This window comes from Kangiella sp., from assembly GCF_014762745.1.
GTDB lineage: Bacteria > Pseudomonadota > Gammaproteobacteria > Enterobacterales > Kangiellaceae > Kangiella.
In genome coordinates this window covers 56,068-72,823 of the sequence record NZ_JABURJ010000015.1, presented here as the reverse complement: position 1 = coordinate 72,823, position 16,756 = coordinate 56,068, and the positions used below count along the sequence as shown (strand labels likewise).

13 protein-coding genes are annotated in these 16,756 nt (G+C 45.5%); 8 read left to right on the top strand and 5 right to left on the bottom strand.

Annotated features, from left to right (window positions below; genetic code table 11):
• The first annotated feature begins 10 nt into the window (after positions 1-10).
• The 5 genes from HUJ19_RS00585 to ppk1 all read left to right on the top strand — a co-directional run bounded on the left by HUJ19_RS00585 (position 11) and on the right by ppk1 (position 5,729).
• Complete coding sequence (locus HUJ19_RS00585; RefSeq protein WP_367273943.1) at positions 11-928, top strand: ScpA family protein; 918 nt, start codon at positions 11-13, stop codon at positions 926-928.
• A 21-nt stretch (positions 929-949) separates the two neighbouring features.
• Positions 950-1,888, top strand: a complete 939-nt coding sequence (gene scpB / locus HUJ19_RS00580; protein ID WP_290621632.1) for an SMC-Scp complex subunit ScpB — start codon at positions 950-952, stop codon at positions 1,886-1,888.
• 118 nt (positions 1,889-2,006) lie between these two features.
• The gene (locus HUJ19_RS00575) at positions 2,007-2,576 is read left to right on the top strand and encodes a response regulator (RefSeq protein ID WP_290621631.1); all 570 of its coding nucleotides are present in this window, start codon (positions 2,007-2,009) and stop codon (positions 2,574-2,576) included.
• 99 nt (positions 2,577-2,675) lie between these two features.
• Entirely contained in the window at positions 2,676-3,479 is an 804-nt protein-coding gene (rluB, locus tag HUJ19_RS00570) for a 23S rRNA pseudouridine(2605) synthase RluB (protein ID WP_290621630.1), read from the top strand.
• Positions 3,480-3,593: 114 nt separating this feature from the next.
• On the top strand, positions 3,594-5,729 hold the full coding sequence (gene ppk1, locus HUJ19_RS00565) for a polyphosphate kinase 1 (RefSeq protein WP_290621629.1): 2,136 nt from the start codon (positions 3,594-3,596) through the stop codon (positions 5,727-5,729).
• Positions 5,730-5,744: 15 nt separating this feature from the next.
• Here ppk1 and HUJ19_RS00560 read toward each other — a convergent pair whose 3' ends face one another.
• Entirely contained in the window at positions 5,745-7,292 is a 1,548-nt protein-coding gene (locus HUJ19_RS00560; protein WP_290621628.1) for a phosphatase, read from the bottom strand.
• 15 nt (positions 7,293-7,307) lie between these two features.
• Entirely contained in the window at positions 7,308-8,060 is a 753-nt protein-coding gene (locus HUJ19_RS00555; protein ID WP_290621627.1) for a YciK family oxidoreductase, read from the bottom strand.
• 131 nt (positions 8,061-8,191) lie between these two features.
• Between HUJ19_RS00555 and pdsR the strand changes: the two genes are divergently transcribed.
• Genes pdsR through HUJ19_RS00540 form a run of 3 tightly spaced genes read left to right on the top strand, consistent with a single transcriptional unit; the run spans position 8,192 to position 13,963 of the window.
• Positions 8,192-8,884: a proteobacterial dedicated sortase system response regulator gene (gene pdsR, locus HUJ19_RS00550; RefSeq protein WP_290621626.1), complete on the top strand. Its 693-nt coding sequence runs from the start codon at positions 8,192-8,194 to the stop codon at positions 8,882-8,884.
• Positions 8,884-10,896, top strand: coding sequence for an ATP-binding protein (locus HUJ19_RS00545; protein WP_290621625.1), 2,013 nt, complete (start codon positions 8,884-8,886; stop codon positions 10,894-10,896). The genes pdsR and HUJ19_RS00545 overlap by 1 nt, the downstream gene beginning before the upstream one ends.
• 28 nt (positions 10,897-10,924) lie before the next feature.
• Positions 10,925-13,963, top strand: coding sequence for an EAL domain-containing protein (locus HUJ19_RS00540; protein WP_290621624.1), 3,039 nt, complete (start codon positions 10,925-10,927; stop codon positions 13,961-13,963).
• Here the strand turns inward: HUJ19_RS00540 and HUJ19_RS00535 are convergent.
• Genes HUJ19_RS00535 through HUJ19_RS00525 form a run of 3 tightly spaced genes read right to left on the bottom strand, consistent with a single transcriptional unit; the run spans position 13,953 to position 16,711 of the window.
• On the bottom strand, positions 13,953-14,618 hold the full coding sequence (locus HUJ19_RS00535; protein ID WP_290621623.1) for an HAD-IA family hydrolase: 666 nt from the start codon (positions 14,616-14,618) through the stop codon (positions 13,953-13,955). The two genes, HUJ19_RS00540 and HUJ19_RS00535, sit on opposite strands and share 11 nt — an antisense overlap.
• Before the next feature lie 36 nt (positions 14,619-14,654).
• Positions 14,655-15,374, bottom strand: a complete 720-nt coding sequence (ubiG, locus tag HUJ19_RS00530) for a bifunctional 2-polyprenyl-6-hydroxyphenol methylase/3-demethylubiquinol 3-O-methyltransferase UbiG (RefSeq protein ID WP_290621622.1) — start codon at positions 15,372-15,374, stop codon at positions 14,655-14,657.
• A complete protein-coding gene (locus tag HUJ19_RS00525; protein WP_290621621.1) occupies positions 15,371-16,711 on the bottom strand; it encodes a TRZ/ATZ family hydrolase in 1,341 nt (446 codons plus the stop codon). Before HUJ19_RS00525 ends, ubiG begins: the two co-directional genes overlap by 4 nt.
• Positions 16,712-16,756: the final 45 nt, after the last annotated feature.

Below are 16,756 nucleotides of genomic sequence, written 5' to 3'. Positions count from 1 at the left end.
AGTGGTCATTATGAGCGAACCAACCAGCGAACAGCTTACGAATGCTAATGAGCATTCACCCGAAGCCGGACATCTCCAGGAAGAGATGCCTTTTGCGCTGGTTGATGGTCAACAGGTTGAGGATTTCCCAAAAGATCTTTATATCCCGCCAGATGCGCTGGAAGTTTTCCTGGAAGCTTTCGAAGGGCCGCTCGATTTATTGCTCTATCTGATCAAACGTCAAAACCTCGATATCCTGAATATTCCAATTGCCCACATTACTGAGCAATACATGGAATATGTTGAGTTGATGAAGGTGTTACACCTTGAGCTTGCTGCTGAATATCTGGTGATGGCGGCTATGTTGGCGGAAATCAAAAGTCGCGTCTTATTACCTCGTCCAAAAGATGATGAGGATGATGAGGACGATCCGCGAGCTGATTTAATTCGTCGCTTGCAGGAATATGAGCAGTTTAAGCAGGCGGCTGAAGATATTGATGAATTGCCGCGCATGGGTCGCGACAATTTTGCAGTCAGTGCTAAAAAGCCGCAGCTCAATATTGTAAAACCTGATCCTGATGTCGAAATGAAAGAGCTTTTGCTTGCCTTACGAGATGTGCTACGTCGAGCAGAAATGTTTTCCAGCCACCATATTCAGTTCGAGGCCCTGTCAGTCAGAGAAAAAATGGGCCACGTTCTTGAGCGTTTATCGGCGCAGAGCTTTTGTGATTTCTCGCAACTGTTCAATGTTGAAGAAGGGCGCATGGGTGTGGTGGTGACTTTCCTGGCAATTATGGAGCTGGCGAAAGAATCATTGTTAGAAATTATTCAGACCGAAGGTTATGGCCCCATCCACGTTAGAGCGAAAATCAGCTCTGGGGTAGAAGGGGAGGACGACTCGGAATCGCTTGAAGACAAGTTGGCCGATATTGAGCCAACGGTCGATTAATGGGATTGATTGGCAGTGGGTATGAATCAAGAAAAAATCGTTCGAATTATTGAAGCTTCGCTTTTAGCAGCAGGCAGCACCTTGTCAAAGGACAGGATGTTGGAGCTGTTTGCAGAAGAAGAAAAAATCAAACCTGAGCAAATCAAAGCTGCTTTGGAACAGTTGCAGCAGGAAGCCGAGGGGCGTGGTATTGAGCTGGTAGAAGTAGCCAGTGGCTATCGTTACCAGGCACGTCAGGAATATGCTGAGTGGATTGCTCGCTTATGGGAAGAGCGCCCAGCCCGTTATTCCAGAGCCTTGCTCGAAACCTTATCCTTGATTGCCTATCGTCAGCCGACCACGCGAAGCGATATTGAACAGGTTCGTGGTGTCAGCGTCAGCTCTTCAATCATTAAAACCCTTCTTGAGCGTGAGTGGATTCGAGTGGTTGGTCATCGTGATGTTCCCGGAAAACCGGCCCTTTATGCCACAACCAAGGCATTTCTAGATTATTTTAATCTCAAAAGTCTTGATGAACTGCCTTCATTATCGGAGCTAAAAGATCTGGATAACTTGAATCCAGAATTGAAGTTTGATGGTGATGATGACGCTGAAGCTACAAATGATACTGAACAGTCTGATGATTCGGTTGCTAAAAGCAGTGATCTTGAGACAGATGATCCTGAGATTATTGGCCCAGAAACTATCGATCCAGAAACTGTCGATCCTGATTCCAGCGAGGAAGGTTATGAAGAGGGGATTGAGGAAGCCGATGAGCACTATGACGATGGAAGTCATCCCGAGGGTGTAGAGTCTATCGAAGACGAACAGTCAGATTTTGACGGTACTGAACTCGATTCTGAGACGCTGGAAGAGCAGGACAGTGATGATGACTACCGAGCTGACGATCATAATGATGACTTTGAAGATGAGAGCTTGGACACAGATTCAGAACAAAAAGCAACTTATCCGATCCATTAATTAGTCTAATTGATAATTGGATCTAGGTTTTTCATATTTCTAAAAATTATAATAGCCCCAAGTTTTACAGCCACTTTCAAAAATGTTAGTGGCCTTGTAAACCAAGTCGGGGGTAACATTGAACATTATAAGCAGGTTGCGCACATTAGTTGATCATCGCCAGATTGGTGGTTTGGGGCGCAGTGAAGATTCGGATAATCAACAAGTCTTAAAGCAGGCAGCAGATGGCAGTCTCACCGTAGAGCGTCGATCTCGTCGCCGTCGCAATGCAGCTCCAGGCAGTAAGATCCTGGTCATTGACGACTCAAAAACCATTCAAGTTACACTTCGCAAAATGCTTCTTCAGAATCATTATGATGTTTTTCCAGCTCTCGATGCAGAGAAAGGTTTAGAAGTCGCATTAAGAGAAAAACCTGACTTAATCTTTCTCGATATCGTACTTCCAGGAATCAATGGCTTTGCTGCTTTGCGTCAATTACGCAAAGATCCACGTACCCGCGATATTCCGGTAATCATGATCAGTGGCAACGTTCAGGCAACCGAAACATACTATGCTGAACGAATTGGTGCTGATGACTTTATGCGTAAACCCTTCAACCGTTATGAAGTATTTAAACGTATTGAGCGACTTCTCGATGAAGACTGCGTGTTAAGACGCACAGGATTTAGAGCAAAAGCCGCTGTTTAGCGGCTTTTTTATTGCACGCTGCATCATATTTCCTTATATCCCTCGACTGATACCGCTATAGCCCTTAAAATGCGGCTATATTCTTGAAGCGGTAACATCATGTCTGAAAAACTACAGAAAATTCTTGCTAATGCTGGTCTAGGCTCTCGTCGTGAAATCGAAAAGTGGATTGAGGGTGGGCGTGTCAGTGTTAATGGCTCAATTGCTAAGTTGGGTGAGCGTGCCACAGATAAGGATACGATTCGAGTTGATGGCCGTGTCATTACCATAAAATCCTCGGAAGAAACCTATACTCGTGTATTGGCTTATAACAAGCCGCTGGGTGAAGTTTCCACCAAGAAGGATCCTGAAGGTCGTCCAACGGTGTTTGATAATTTGCCGAAAACCAGTTTTGGACGCTGGATCAGTATAGGTCGACTTGATATCAACACCACAGGACTTTTGCTGTTCACCAATAATGGTGAGCTGGCGCATCGCCTGATGCACCCTTCGTATCAGGTGGAGCGTAAATATGCGGTTCGGGTGCATGGCGAAGTGACTCCGGAAATGATCAACAACCTTAAAAAGGGCGTCCTGATTGAAGGTGATATGTGCCAGTTTACCTATGTGCAGGAAAAGGGCGGCGAAGGCACCAATACCTGGTATGAAGTAGGCCTGGCCGAGGGTAAGAACCGTGAAGTGCGTAAGTTATGGGAGTCGCAAGGCGTTGAAGTATCCCGTTTGATGCGTGTTCAGTACGGGCCTATCAATTTACCGCAGAGACTCAGTCGTGGCCGCTGGATCGATCTGGATGAACAGGAAATCAGGGATTTGGCGAAGTTGGTTGAACTTGAAGTCACTCCTCGTCGCGCTCAACCGGAAGTGAAAAAGCGTCAACAAAAAAATGTCTGGAAGAAACGATAAGCTCGGTCGACAGTTTCGTTATCTTTAAAATGTCATATTAGTCCCTAGCTTTTCCTTGCAGATTGCAGGTAATATGAAAAGGTTACTGCAAATTTACACACTTCAAGGAAAGCTATGGGATCCGCTGCAGATAAATCATCAACCGTTACTTTAGACGATAAGCCACAACAGTCGGCTTTGTCGATGGATGATTTAAATAAAATTCCTTTGAATAATCCCGAATACTACCTCAACCGTGAGTTGAGTCTATTAGCGTTTAACTGGCGTGTGTTGCAGCAGGCTCTGGATCATTCGACTCCATTGCTTGAGCGGATGCGTTTTATCTTTATCTGTAGTAATAACCTTGATGAGTTCTTTGAGGTTCGGGTTGCTGGTTTACGCCATAGCTTGGCTCGTGGTGAGTCCCGATTTGGGCTCAATGGTCTTTCTACAGAAGAAGTTTTGCGCCAAGTTAATGAGCAAGCTCATAAACTGGTTGAAGAGCAGTACCGAATATTTAATCAGGAGCTATTGCCGCGGCTTGCTGAAGAAGATATCCACTTCCTGTCTCCTAAACATTGGGATGACGAACAATACAAATGGCTTAAGAAATATTTTAAACAGCAGGTTACGCCGGTCATAAGCCCTATCAGTCTGGATTTGACTCATCCGTTTCCGCGACTGGTTAATAAAAGTTTGCACTTCCTGCTCCAGCTTCATGGCAATGATGCTTTTGGCCGTGACCTTGAGTTTGCCGTTTTGCACATGCCCCGTTCGCTACCTCGAATCATTGAATTGCCAGAAAAAATTGGCGGTAGTAAAGGGCATAACTTTGTCTATCTATCTGCCATCATTTCAGAGTTCGCAGAGGATCTTTTCCCGGGCATGGAAATCAGTGGCTGTTATCAATTTCGCTTAACTCGAGACAGCGACTTGTTGTTGGAGGAAAAGGGGATTGAGGATCTTGCCAGTGCCTTGAAGCGCGAATTGCAGTCGCGCAACTTTGGTGCCGCAGTGCGCCTTGAGGTTGAAGAGTCCTGTCCCAATAAGATTATCAACTTCCTGTTACAGAAGTGTAACCTGACGCCTGATGATCTCTATCGGGTTAATGGCCCGGTCAATTTAAACCGTCTTATTTCGCTTCCAGAGCTGGTAGAGCGCCCTGATCTGAAATTCACCGGTTTTACTCCTAAAGTTCCTGACGATATTCACCGTCGTGGCGTTTTTGATGTTGTAGCTGAGCGTGACGTGCTGTTGCATCATCCATATCAAAGCTTTCAGCCTGTGATTGACTTCGTACGTCAGGCGGCCAGCGATCCAGAAGTTCTTGCTATCAAACAAACCTTATATCGCACGGGTAGTCAGTCTGCGATTGTTGAGGCTTTAATTGAAGCCGCTCAGTCTGGAAAAGAGGTCACCGCCGTGGTTGAGCTGCGTGCTCGCTTTGATGAAGCTTCTAATATAGAGTTAGCGCAGAAACTTCAGGAAGCCGGGGTCTTGGTGGTTTATGGTGTTGTTGGTTACAAGACCCATGCCAAAATGACTTTGGTGGTAAAGCGCGAGAAAAAACATTTGATACGTTTTGCCCATCTTGGCACCGGCAATTACCATGCCGGAAATGCAAGGCTCTACACAGACTATAGCTTGCTAACCAGCGACCCAGAAATTTGTGAAGATGTGCATAAAGTTTTCCAGCAGTTGACCGGTATGGGCAAGGTGTATCAATTGCATAAGCTCTGGCATGCGCCTTTTACACTGCATGACAACATCATGAAAGCCATTCAGATGGAAACTGAAAATGCATTAGCTGGTAAAAAAAGCGGCATTATCATCAAGGTCAATTCATTGACCGACCAGTCTTTGATTGAAGCGCTTTATAAAGCCTCTATCGCTGGGGTTAAGGTAAAGCTGATTGTGCGAGGCGTTTGCTGTTTGCGGCCAGGCATTGAAGGTGTTTCCGAAAACATTGAAGTCGTTTCCATCATTGGTCGCTTTCTTGAACATTCGCGTGTTTATTATTTCTATGCGGATGGTGAAGAGCAATTGTACGCAGCGTCGGCTGATTGGATGGAACGCAATTTGTACTATCGTGTCGAAACCTGTTTCCCGATTTTGTATGAGTCAGCCAAGCAACAAATGATCAAAGAGTTAAAGCTGATGGCTTCTGAGAGAATTCAAAGCTGGCACCTGCATGCAGATGGTCAATATCATTTTACTCACCTTAAAAATAGCAAGAAGTTGCACGACCTTCTGTTAGCCAGGTTATCCTGAGCTGATGATGGTTTATTATTCCACTACCCAGTCTAACTGGATTTGGTGGTATTCAAGGTAAGCTTGCTCTTTGCTGAGTTCTGCTAACAGTAATTGATGCTTGTATGCCCACTGCTGAGGAATACGAATCATCAATTGATTGCGGCTGTTGGCCTCAAATTTCAAATCCGAAATATCCACGTGGTCTCTTTTGATATTGAGCAGAATGGCAATTCGTAATATTTGTGTGATTGCCAGTAATGCACAGGCAGGATCATATTTGTTATCAAACTGTTCTGGATATAGTTTTTTGCGTTGATTGGCAATGATGGCTGCCAATGACTCTTTGGTCTGTTGGCTAAAACCAGGCATATCACCATACTGAACAATATAAGCACTATGAAGGCGCAATTTAGAGAAGCTGATGGACAGGCCGATTTCGTGTAGCAGACAGGCCCAGTCGAGATAGTTCTTGTAGATTGGGTTATTGATTTCCCAAATATCTGCAACTTGGTCAAAAATATGTTGAGCGGCATTCTTAACCTGAATGGCATATTCCTGATCCACATTGAAACGGCTCATCAGTGATAGCGCAGTATGATGACGGTTATCATTGCCTTTCAACTCTTCTGCAAGCTCAATCAGAATCCCTTCACGCAAAGAGCCATTTGCCACATACATTTTATCGATCTTCAATTCTTGAAATAGAGCTATAAGAATGGCCAGACCGACCGCAAATGTATTCTGACGACTGAGTGATAAACTGCTAAAGCTAATCTGATCGATATGGCCCATCTCGATCAGCTTTTCCTTAATAAGCTGTAGATGCTCTGGTCTGATAAAACCCTCATCAAAACCGAGTTCAACCAGCACTTTGTAAACCGCTTCAATACTTCCTGAAGAGCCTAGGCAGTGTTTCCAGCTGGTTGATAGATAGCGCTTCTCAATACGCGATATTTCGGCGGCCGCAGTTAGTATTGCTTGCTTGAAATTGTTTTCGTTAATGTTGCCGTTAGGAAAGTAACGCTGATAGGTGACACAACCTATGGAAAGACTATCGAGATTGATTGGCTCAAATTTATCTCCCAGAATAATTTCGGTACTACCGCCACCAATATCCACAACCAGGGCAGTTTCAATATCGGGATGGTAGTGAGACACACCATCGTAGATTAAACGTGCTTCTTCTTTGCCGGGTAAAATTTCGATGGGGTTGTTGAGAATCATCTCCGCCGGCTCAACAAAGGCTTTAGCATTTTTCGCTTCGCGCAGAGTATAGGTCGCGACTACTTTTGTGTATTTGGCGGGAATATTTTTAATGCGCTCCTGAAACAGCTTGAGGCAGTTTAATCCGCGCTCAATCGCTTCCTGCGAAAGGATATCATTATCATCAAGGCCATTGGCAAGCTGAACCTTCTCTTTATGACGACCAATAACTCGAAAGGAGTGGCCATCGTATTCGGCGATGGCCAGGTGAAAGCTGTTGGAGCCTAAGTCGATGGCGGCATACTGAACGGGCTGCGCCTGCTCGGCAGATTCGAACTGCTCCTTGATAGCTTCTTCTGTGAGTCCCTCGAAAGTCAAATAGAAGTCCCTGTTTTATTGCTTAAGAAAATCTCTGGCGTTGATCGCCTGGCCCGTTTTGGGGCATGCCTTGCTGTCCATTAACCATAGATAGGCTGGCATCAGATCAGCAGGTGTAGGTAATGAGTTCGGATCTTCGCCTGGATAAGCGTTGGCGCGCATCTTGGTGCGGGTTGCTCCGGGGTTAATGCTGTTAACGCGGATTTTAGCGCTTTCCAGTTCATCAGCCAGAACCTGCATCATACCTTCAGTTGCAAACTTTGATACTGCATAGGCACCCCAGTAAGCTCGTCCCTGACGACCAACACCCGAAGAAGTGAACAGGATCGATGCATCATCAGATTTTCGTAGCAATGAGATGCAATATTTGGTCAACAGAAATTCAGCGTTGACATTAACCTGCATCACGCGAAACCAGGTTTCTTCATCAAAATGTTCTATTGGTGAGAGCAAACCTAAATCACCTGCGTTATGCACTAGTGCGTCAAGGCGACCAAATTCTTTCTCAATGACTTCAGCAACCTGATGATACTGCTGTGGGTCATTGTTTTGTAGATTGACCGGCAGGTATGCAGGTTGCGGATAGCCTGCGGCTTCAATTTCATCGTAAACCTTTTCCAGCTTGCGAGTGTCGCGCGACAGGAGAATGACTGTAGCTCCATGTTTGGCATAGGTCATGGCAAGTTCCTTGCCAATACCAGCAGTTGCACCAGTGACTAAAATCACTTTATCCTTTAATAAATCAGGTGCGGCTTGATAATCTTGCATGAAAACTTCTTACAATAGATTGGTTTCAGGAATTCAGGTATTCTACCTTACTTAATGATTAACGAATAGTCCGCATAAGGCTCGGCGCCTTATTGTAGAACAAAGCGGCAAAACAAAGTGGCAAAAAAGAAATGGCAAAACGAATCGCTTTAGTTGAAGACGAACCTATATTACAGCAAAACTACAGCATGGCCCTGAAGAAGGCTGGCTATGACGTGATGATTTATGGCACCAAGAAAGAAGCCATGACCGCATTTAGCACGCGACTGCCGGATCTGGTGCTGCTGGATATTGGTTTGGGTGACGAGCCAGAAGCGGGGTTTGAAGTTTGCCGTAACCTGCGTCAACAATCATCGCAGTTACCAATTATTTTCCTGACAGCGCTGGACAGTGATTTCGATATTATTTCAGGCTTACGTCTCGGTGCTGATGATTATTTGACCAAAGATATTAGCATGCCACATCTGCTGGCCCGAATTTCGGCCCTGTTCCGGCGTCTCGACACCATCAATACTCCGGGGGCCGGTAATAGCGTACAGACGGTTGGTGATCTGGAAATTGATAATGAGCGATTGGCGCTGAGCTGGAAGGGCCAACCAGTAGATTTAACGGTCAGTGAATTCTGGATCGTTAATGCGCTGGCACAGAAGCCGGGTCATGTTAAAAATCGAGATCAACTGATGCAGGCAGTTAAAGCGGTTGTAGACGATAGTACCATCACCTCGCATATTAAGCGTATCCGCCAGAAATTCCAACGCATTGACAAGGAGTTTGATGCGATTGAAACCGTTTATGGAATGGGGTATCGCTGGAATTATCGTTAATGAATTCATTGTCTTTAACCAGCCGACTGTTATTGCTGAGTCTTTTATTTATATTGATTCCTCTGATCAGCTGGCTGTTATTGGCAAAGTTTGAAAAAGACATTGAAAGAAATGGCCTGGCGCAGACTAAAGAGCAGGCACAGATTATGTCAGGTTTTATCAATCAGTTGCTGCAAACTGATCGAAGCCTGCAACAGCAGTTTCTCAATACCAATCAACAAAAACAATTTCCAATTGCCCTCAAGGAAACCGCTGTTTTAATCGACGGTTTTGCTGATGAGTGGTATCCGTATCAGTCGGCCAGCACTGTCATTCGCAACTTCGGACAAAATGCCAGTTTGACTTTGATCGAAGATAAAGACTTTGTCTATGGTCTGTTCGAAGTGGAAGACAACTCGATTGTGTATCGCGAAACACTTGATCTGGTGGGCTTGTCAGACAAGGTTACGCTGGTGCTGGGCGCTTATCAGATGCAGTTTAAGCCAATGGCTCCCGGCAAGGTGTCAGCGCTCAGGCAGACTGCTAATGGCTATCGCGAGGTGACACCTGTATACGCAGTCTGGCAGGAAAGAACCGAAGGCTATCAGTTAGAGTTTCGGGTGCCCCAAAGCCTGGTCGGCAAAACCATTTCGGCTGAAATAACGGATATTGACCGAGCACAAAGTGGAGTAGCCTTGCAGGGCATTTATTCATTTACTAACTTTGGCTCCTTAAGTTTACATAGTCGGCTACAAAGCGGAGTGCTGAGTTTGCTTGAGCCTGAGCTGTATCGCCTGACTCTCACCAATAGTCAGGGCGAGGTTCTCTATCAATTTGGTCAGCTGCATACGGATATTCGTTCCAACTGGCGAAACCGTATCTGGTCTTCCGCCATTGAGGAAAAGTTAAGCGATAGCCTGCTTGGCAAAAAAAGTATTTCCAGCGTTAACCTTGATTTGGCTTTTACCGGGCGCACTCAGACCGAGGTGGTCAATGCGACGCAGCTGTCTGCCTTCTCGCGTGTCTATAAGCCGTTGTATAGCAATAACCAGCTGGTGGGCGCCATGATCCTGGAGTCGTCTCCTATCAATGAGAAGCTACAGCTACGCGATTTCTGGCTACGCTTTTTATTATTGCTGGGCCTGATCTGGGGCTTATTTGTCTGGTGGCTGGTCAAACAAAGTCGTCGCTACAGTCGCCGTATTATGGAGTTGCGGGACTTGACCGAAGGTTCTATCAGTGAAGAAGGCCAGATCCGCTATGTGATTGATATGGATGAAGAGTTTGATGATGAAGTGTCTGATCTGACCAATAGCTTTTCTTTGCTGACCAATCGTTTAAAGCAATACCATGATTATCAGGAAAAGCTGGTTTCACGCCTCAATCATGAACTGAGAACTCCGATTGCCATCATCCGTAGCTCACTGGATAACATTAACCGTGACAGCCTGCCAGAAGATGAGCTACAACTGATTGATAATGCCCAGTCAGGCGCTGAGCGCATGAGCCAGACTATCAGTCGCTTAAGTGAAGCCAATAAGCTGGAACAGGCGATCCGCAGCGCCGATAAAGAACCTTTTGATATGTTACCGGTATTGAACGACCTGGTGCTGGCTTACCGAACCAACTGGCCAGAACATCAGTTTGAGTTGGTTAGCGACGTGCAGGAAGCTCGCATTATGGGGTCAAAGGACCTGTTTGTGCAGATGCTGGATAAGCTGATTTCCAACGCGGTGGACTTTGATAATAAGACTCAGCCGATTCGGATCAGACTCAATAGAACAGAACGTCAGCTGGTGCTCAGTGTGAGTAATGCCGGGCCGCTGATTGACAAGAAACACCTGCGCGATGTTTTTAGTCTGATGCATTCAAGTCGTAAGCACAGCAATCAACACTTGGGACTGGGCTTATACGTTGCCCGTTTGATTGCCAGTTTTCATGGCGCCAAAGTTAACGCAGAAAACGAGCAGAATGGTTCCGGAGTCTCTATCAACATTGTCTGGAGAAATAAACATTTTACCGCATCTCCTTAAGGTATTATGATGGTGATGAGGGTAAGGTATGGAATTTGAGTCGATTAAAACCAATCATCTAAAATCAATTCAACAACTTGCAGTAAGCATTGCTAAAGTCAATGACTTACAGGGCATGCTTGACAGCATTGTCGATCATATCTATTCCGAGCTAAACAGTTTTGATTGCGCCTTATTCCTTTACGAACCCAGTCATCAGGATCTCATCTGTTACTCCTATCGCAAGCAGGGTGATAGCGGAAAAGAGTCTTTTAAACTCAAGCCTGTAAAACTCGGCTCGGGAATCATTGGTCATACCGCTGAAATTAAGCAGACAGTAAGAGTGGATGATACCGACCAAAGTAAGATTTTCGTTCAGGATCTGCAAAAGAATTACTCCGAACTTTGTGTCCCTATTTTATTAGCTGACGAGCTGATTGGGGTGATTGATATGGAGCATCCAGATAAGGCTTTTTTCACTGAAGAAGATGCGCGTTATGTCGAAACAGTTGCTTCCATGACGGCCTATCTGATTAAGCAACACCAGTCAAAAGAGAAGCTGCACCTGACCATTGAAAAACTCAAGTTTGATGAAAAGAAACTGCGCGATAAAGAAATCTTTTACCGCAATCTGATGGAGCAGGCCAGTGACAGCATTTTTATTCATGATCAGTCAGGTCGATTCCTGGATGTTAATCAGCAGGCAGTTTTGTCGCTTGGCTATTCGCGAGAAGAACTGTTGCAGATGCGGGTTAAAGATATTGATATCGAGAGTGGCCAAAATCGAAATAGTGGCATTGATTTTTACAGAAGTCTGCGTCCGGGTGAGCCGGTTGTGGTCGAATGTAAGCATCAGCGTAAAGATGGCAGCGTCTTTCCTGTGGAAGTTAAGGTTGGCCTGTTAAGTGATGACAACATTATTGCTGTTGCCCGCGATGTTTCCAAACGTCAGCAAGTGATCAAAGAGCTGGATACTTCAAAACGCTTCATGCAGGATATTATCAACACTTCTCCTGACGTCATTTATGTCTACGATTTTGAGAAAGATTCCATTATTGATGGCGCTGATCGTTTTGCTCGTTATCTTGGTTATGATGAGAACCGATTTGATAAATGGAGCTCGGTGTTGGATATCATTCATCCGAACGATCTGCCTATTCTGGAAGTCCGTGGAGACAAAATCAGGAATAGCCGTTCCGATGAAGTGATTAAGTCTGAGGGGCGTTTTAAGAATGCCAAGGGCGACTGGGTCTGGTTAAAAAATCATTGCAAAATCGTTAAGCGCACCGAGCAGGGTGCTCCGCTGATTGAGGTCGGAACTATTAGCGATATCACTCACCGTAAAACCATGGAGCGTGAGTTGATTAACAAGGAAGAGTATTACCGAGCTCTGGTGGAAAATGCTTTTGATGGCATTGTTCTTTATGACGAAAAGGGCAGAGTCCAATTCTTGTCGAAAAGCGTAGAAAAGCTATTAGGATACAGGGCTGAGGATGTTACTAGCAAAACCGGTATCGACTTTATCTTCCCCAGCGATGTGGAGCTGGTTAGAAAGGCATGGCACTGGGTCATGGCGCATCCCAATCAAATATATCGAATTCCGGATTATAGGTTGCTGAAAAAAGATGGCGATATGATCTGGGTTGAAAATACCTTAATTAACCTGCTCGATGATCCAGTGGTCAATGGTATCATCAGTAATTTCAGAGACATCAGCCATAAGAAAAGTGCAGAACAGTCAATTTATAAAATCTCAAATTATGATTCTTTAACTGAGCTACCAAATCGTAATTTCCTGCGCCAACAGATTGAGCGCCAAATTAAAAAATCCAAGAATGGTCCTTCATCAATTACTTTAGTCTATTTTGATATTGTCCAGCTCAATAGCATCAACAATGCCATGGGACATTGGGTTGGCGATCAGGTGTTGCATTACGTGGCGCGTACTATCCGTGAGAACCTGGATGAGTTCGACCTTATTGCACGCTCGGGTAATGACGAGTTTGCGGTAGTGTTAACCGAGCAGAACCCTTTTGAGGTTTCACAGTTAGTGGAAAGAATTTTAAACTCTTTCGACAATATTATCCGTATTGGCGATCTGGATCTGAAGGTTTCCCTGCGCGCCGGTATTGCTCGCTACCCGGAAGATGCTGATAACGCAGAAGATTTATTGAGTAGAGCTGAGGTTGCAGTAGGGCGAGTCAAAAATCTGAGCACTCAATATACCTTCTTTCAGCCGCAGGATAGCGAAAGTATTCGTTATCGAATTAATCTTGAGCGCGAGCTGGTGCAGGCCATTGATGAAGAGGCGCTCGAATTGTTCTATCAGCCAAAGGTCTGTTTAAGAACGGGCGTTATTGAATCTGTGGAGGCCTTACTGCGTTGGAATCATCCGCAAAATGGATACGTTTCACCGCAAACCATCGTTAATATCGCTGAAGCCAATAGCCTGATTTATAAGCTGACTAGCTGGGTGGTCGATAATGCGGTTAAGCAAATTAAAGACTGGTCTGAAAAGGGCTTAAATACTCGTATTGCGGTTAACTTGTCGGCGCGAGATATTCAGCGCGAAGGCTTTGAAGCTGATATCCGAAGTTCACTGCAAAAATATCAGGTTGATAGCACCTTGCTGGATATAGAAATTACTGAGAGTGCGGCCATGGCCAATATGGAGCACTCGGTACAAACTCTTCGTCAATTGTCTGATCTGGGAATCGGAATTAGTCTTGATGACTTTGGTACGGGTTATTCGTCAATCAGCTATCTGGCGAGTCTTCCAGTTGATCTGGTTAAGATTGATCAGACTTTTATTCAAGGCTTAAAGCAGGCTTCTGAGCAAGCGGTTAAAGATAATCAGCTGGTTATAAAAAATATTATTCGTCTGGCTGAGAGTTTTAAGCTGGTTTCTCTGGTTGAAGGCATTGAAACCATTGAACAGTGTCGTTTATTGCAAAAGTATAATTGTGATCTGGGGCAGGGCTATCTTTTCAGTAAACCAAAGTCGGCCAGCGACATTGAACCGTTATTGCGCAAAGGCTATATCGATATGGATATTTTTAAAGTTGCCAAGCCCAGCGTTAACGATTAAGCAGTAGCTGATTTAAGTCAGTTGATTCTTTTGCAATAACATCCGCTTCCCACTCAGAAATATTATCTTCCGGCTGAATATAACCGTATTCAGCGACCACCGTTTTCATACCTGCAGCGCGGCCCGCAGCAATGTCGCGCCAGGCGTCACCCACATAAACTGACTGAACCGGTTTGACGCCTGCCTGTTTCGCTGCTGAAAAAAGAGGATTGGGATGTGGTTTGGTTGGCTTAACGGTATCACCACAAACCAATGCACTGCATGCGTCACTTAGATTCAAAGCTTCGAGCAAAGGAAGGGTTAAAAACTCAGGTTTGTTAGTTGCGATTCCCCAGGCGATATTGTTTTTGTTCAGGTTTTCGAGTAGTTCTTGCAAGCCAATAAAAAGCTCAGTATGGACGGCAATATTGTCAGCGTAAATATTGAGGTACTGCTTACGAAATTCGTCAAAGTCTTTATGGCCAGGTTCCAGTCCAAAGCCAATTCGCAACATGGCTGCTGCGCCATGGGAAACATAGGGACGAATCTCTGAAAAGGGTAAGGGTTCTTTGCCATGAGCTTCGCGCTGAATATTCAGAGCCAGCGCCATATCGGGCGCAGTGTCTAGCAGGGTGCCATCCAGATCGAAAAAAACAGCGCGAAGATTTTTAAGCATCAGTGTTCTCGATTTATTACTTGAAACAAAGTTAGTTTATTCAGGTTGGGTGTGAACCAGATAGTTCACATCCACATTATCACTTAACCAGTACTTTTTGGTCAGCGGATTGTAGTGCATACCAATGATGCTCTGGAATGGTAATCCGGCTGGACGACTCCAGGCTTCAAGCTCTGATGGACGAATAAACTTTTTAAAGTCATGGGTGCCTTTCGGTAGCATTTGTAGCAGATACTCTGCACCAACTATGGCGAACAGGAAGCTCTTTGGATTACGATTGATGGTGGAGAAAAAGACATGGCCATCGGCCTTTACCAGCTTGCGACAGGCTTTAATAATCGACGATGGATCGGGAACATGCTCCAGCATTTCCAGACAGGTCACCACGTCATATTCGCCTGCATGCTGTTCGGCGAACTCTTCTGCGGTGATTTTCTGATAGTCAATTTCAAGTCGGGATTCAAGCATGTGTAGCTTAGCAACTTCAAGTGGCATCTCGCCCATGTCGATACCAGTAACCTTCGCACCTTCTTTGGCCATCGCTTCAGTTAAAATGCCACCACCACAGCCAATGTCTAAAACCTTTTTGCCTTGCAAGCCGTTGGCGTTATCCAGAATAAACTGTAAGCGCAATGGGTTGATATCATGCAGTGGTTTAAAGTCGCCTTCCTTATCCCACCAACGGGAAGCCATCTGTTCGAATTTGTTGATTTCGTGCTGATCGACGTTGGCTTGCTTTTCAGTTGTATTACTCATGACTTGGCTTGACCTTGAATTGCGTTCTTCCAGTGGTTGGCTCGATTAATCACTTCATCAGTATCGATTCCGACCAGCTGCTGGTTATTAAGTTTAATCGCGCCATTAATCCAGACATGGCTGACCTGTTCACGGCCAGCAGTATAAACGATTTGTGAGACTGGGTCATAGACAGGTTGCGATTCGATGGTGTTGAGGTTGATGGCGGTCAAGTCAGCAGCCTTGCCAACTTCGATTGAGCCAACAATGTCTTCCTGCCCCAATGCTTTGGCACCGCCATAGGTTGCAGCATGTAAAATATCATGGGCCGAACAGGCTTGGGCTGAGCCGGTAAAGACTTTCCCGAGAAGGGCGGCTGATTTCATCTCCGCCAGCATATTGAGGTCATTGTTGCTGGCGTTGCCATCAGTACCTATCGCTATATTGACCCCTGCGGTCATCAGCTCTTGAACTGGGCAGATGCCGCTGGCCAGTTTCATGTTCGATTGAGGGCAGTGGGCAACCGAAACGCCATTTTGCGCTAATAGCTCCATTTCGCCGCGTTGTAGCTGGGTCATGTGCACCGCTATCATGTTTGGCGTTATCAAACCAAGTTCCTGCAAGCGCTTGATAGGCCGCTTACCAGTGGCTTTCAGGGCTTCCTTAACCTCATGAGCCGTCTCGTGGACATGCATGTGCACCGGAATTCCCAATTCGTTACTTAAGGTGGCAATTTTTTTCAGCGGTTCATCGGAAACCGTGTAGGGTGCGTGTGGCGCGAAAGCAAACTGGATCATCTCATGATGTTTATAATCATCGCGCAGTTGCAAACCCTTTTTGAGATAATCCTCGGGGCCATTACCCCAGACCGACGGGAAGTCAAACATCAGCATGCCCACGGTGGCGCGCATTCCCAGTTTATGGGCTACCTTGGCGGTCATGTTTGGCTGAAAATACATGTCATTGAATGTGGTAGTACCGCAGCGAATCATTTCGGCAATCGCCAGCTGTAAGCCATCTTCACAAAATTCGTCACTGACCCATTCGCGCTCTGCTGGCCAGATATGGTTTTCCAGCCAGATCATTAAAGGCAGATCATCCGCCAGCCCTTTGAACAGGCTCATGGCAGCATGGGTATGAATATTGACCAGGCCAGGTATCAACGCATGATCGGTCAGCTGAAAGTGCTGGTCGGTATCGTATTTAGCGAGCACATCCGAGGTTGGGAGCAGCTCCAGAATGCGTCCCTTGTCAATCACCACGGAATAGTCATTAAGGACCTTATCCGACTTTTTACCGTCCTTGCTCACCGGGATGACCCATTTGGCGCTTATTATTTGTTCAACAGTTTGACTCACAGCCAGCTCTTCAATAATTCAATGACTTAGGGTTCAGGATTATAC

Bases quoted from the DNA above. Each gene is read 5' to 3' on its own strand.
- HUJ19_RS00585 (WP_367273943.1), top strand. From the start codon at position 11: ATGAGCGAACCAACCAGCGAACAGCTTACGAATGCTAATGAGCATTCA.
- scpB (WP_290621632.1), top strand. From the start codon at position 950: ATGAATCAAGAAAAAATCGTTCGAATTATTGAAGCTTCGCTTTTAGCA.
- rluB (WP_290621630.1), top strand. From the start codon at position 2,676: ATGTCTGAAAAACTACAGAAAATTCTTGCTAATGCTGGTCTAGGCTCT.
- ppk1 (WP_290621629.1), top strand. From the start codon at position 3,594: ATGGGATCCGCTGCAGATAAATCATCAACCGTTACTTTAGACGATAAG.
- HUJ19_RS00555 (WP_290621627.1), bottom strand. From the start codon at position 8,060: ATGCAAGATTATCAAGCCGCACCTGATTTATTAAAGGATAAAGTGATT.
- pdsR (WP_290621626.1), top strand. From the start codon at position 8,192: ATGGCAAAACGAATCGCTTTAGTTGAAGACGAACCTATATTACAGCAA.
- HUJ19_RS00545 (WP_290621625.1), top strand. From the start codon at position 8,884: ATGAATTCATTGTCTTTAACCAGCCGACTGTTATTGCTGAGTCTTTTA.
- HUJ19_RS00540 (WP_290621624.1), top strand. From the start codon at position 10,925: ATGGAATTTGAGTCGATTAAAACCAATCATCTAAAATCAATTCAACAA.
- HUJ19_RS00535 (WP_290621623.1), bottom strand. From the start codon at position 14,618: ATGCTTAAAAATCTTCGCGCTGTTTTTTTCGATCTGGATGGCACCCTG.
- ubiG (WP_290621622.1), bottom strand. From the start codon at position 15,374: ATGAGTAATACAACTGAAAAGCAAGCCAACGTCGATCAGCACGAAATC.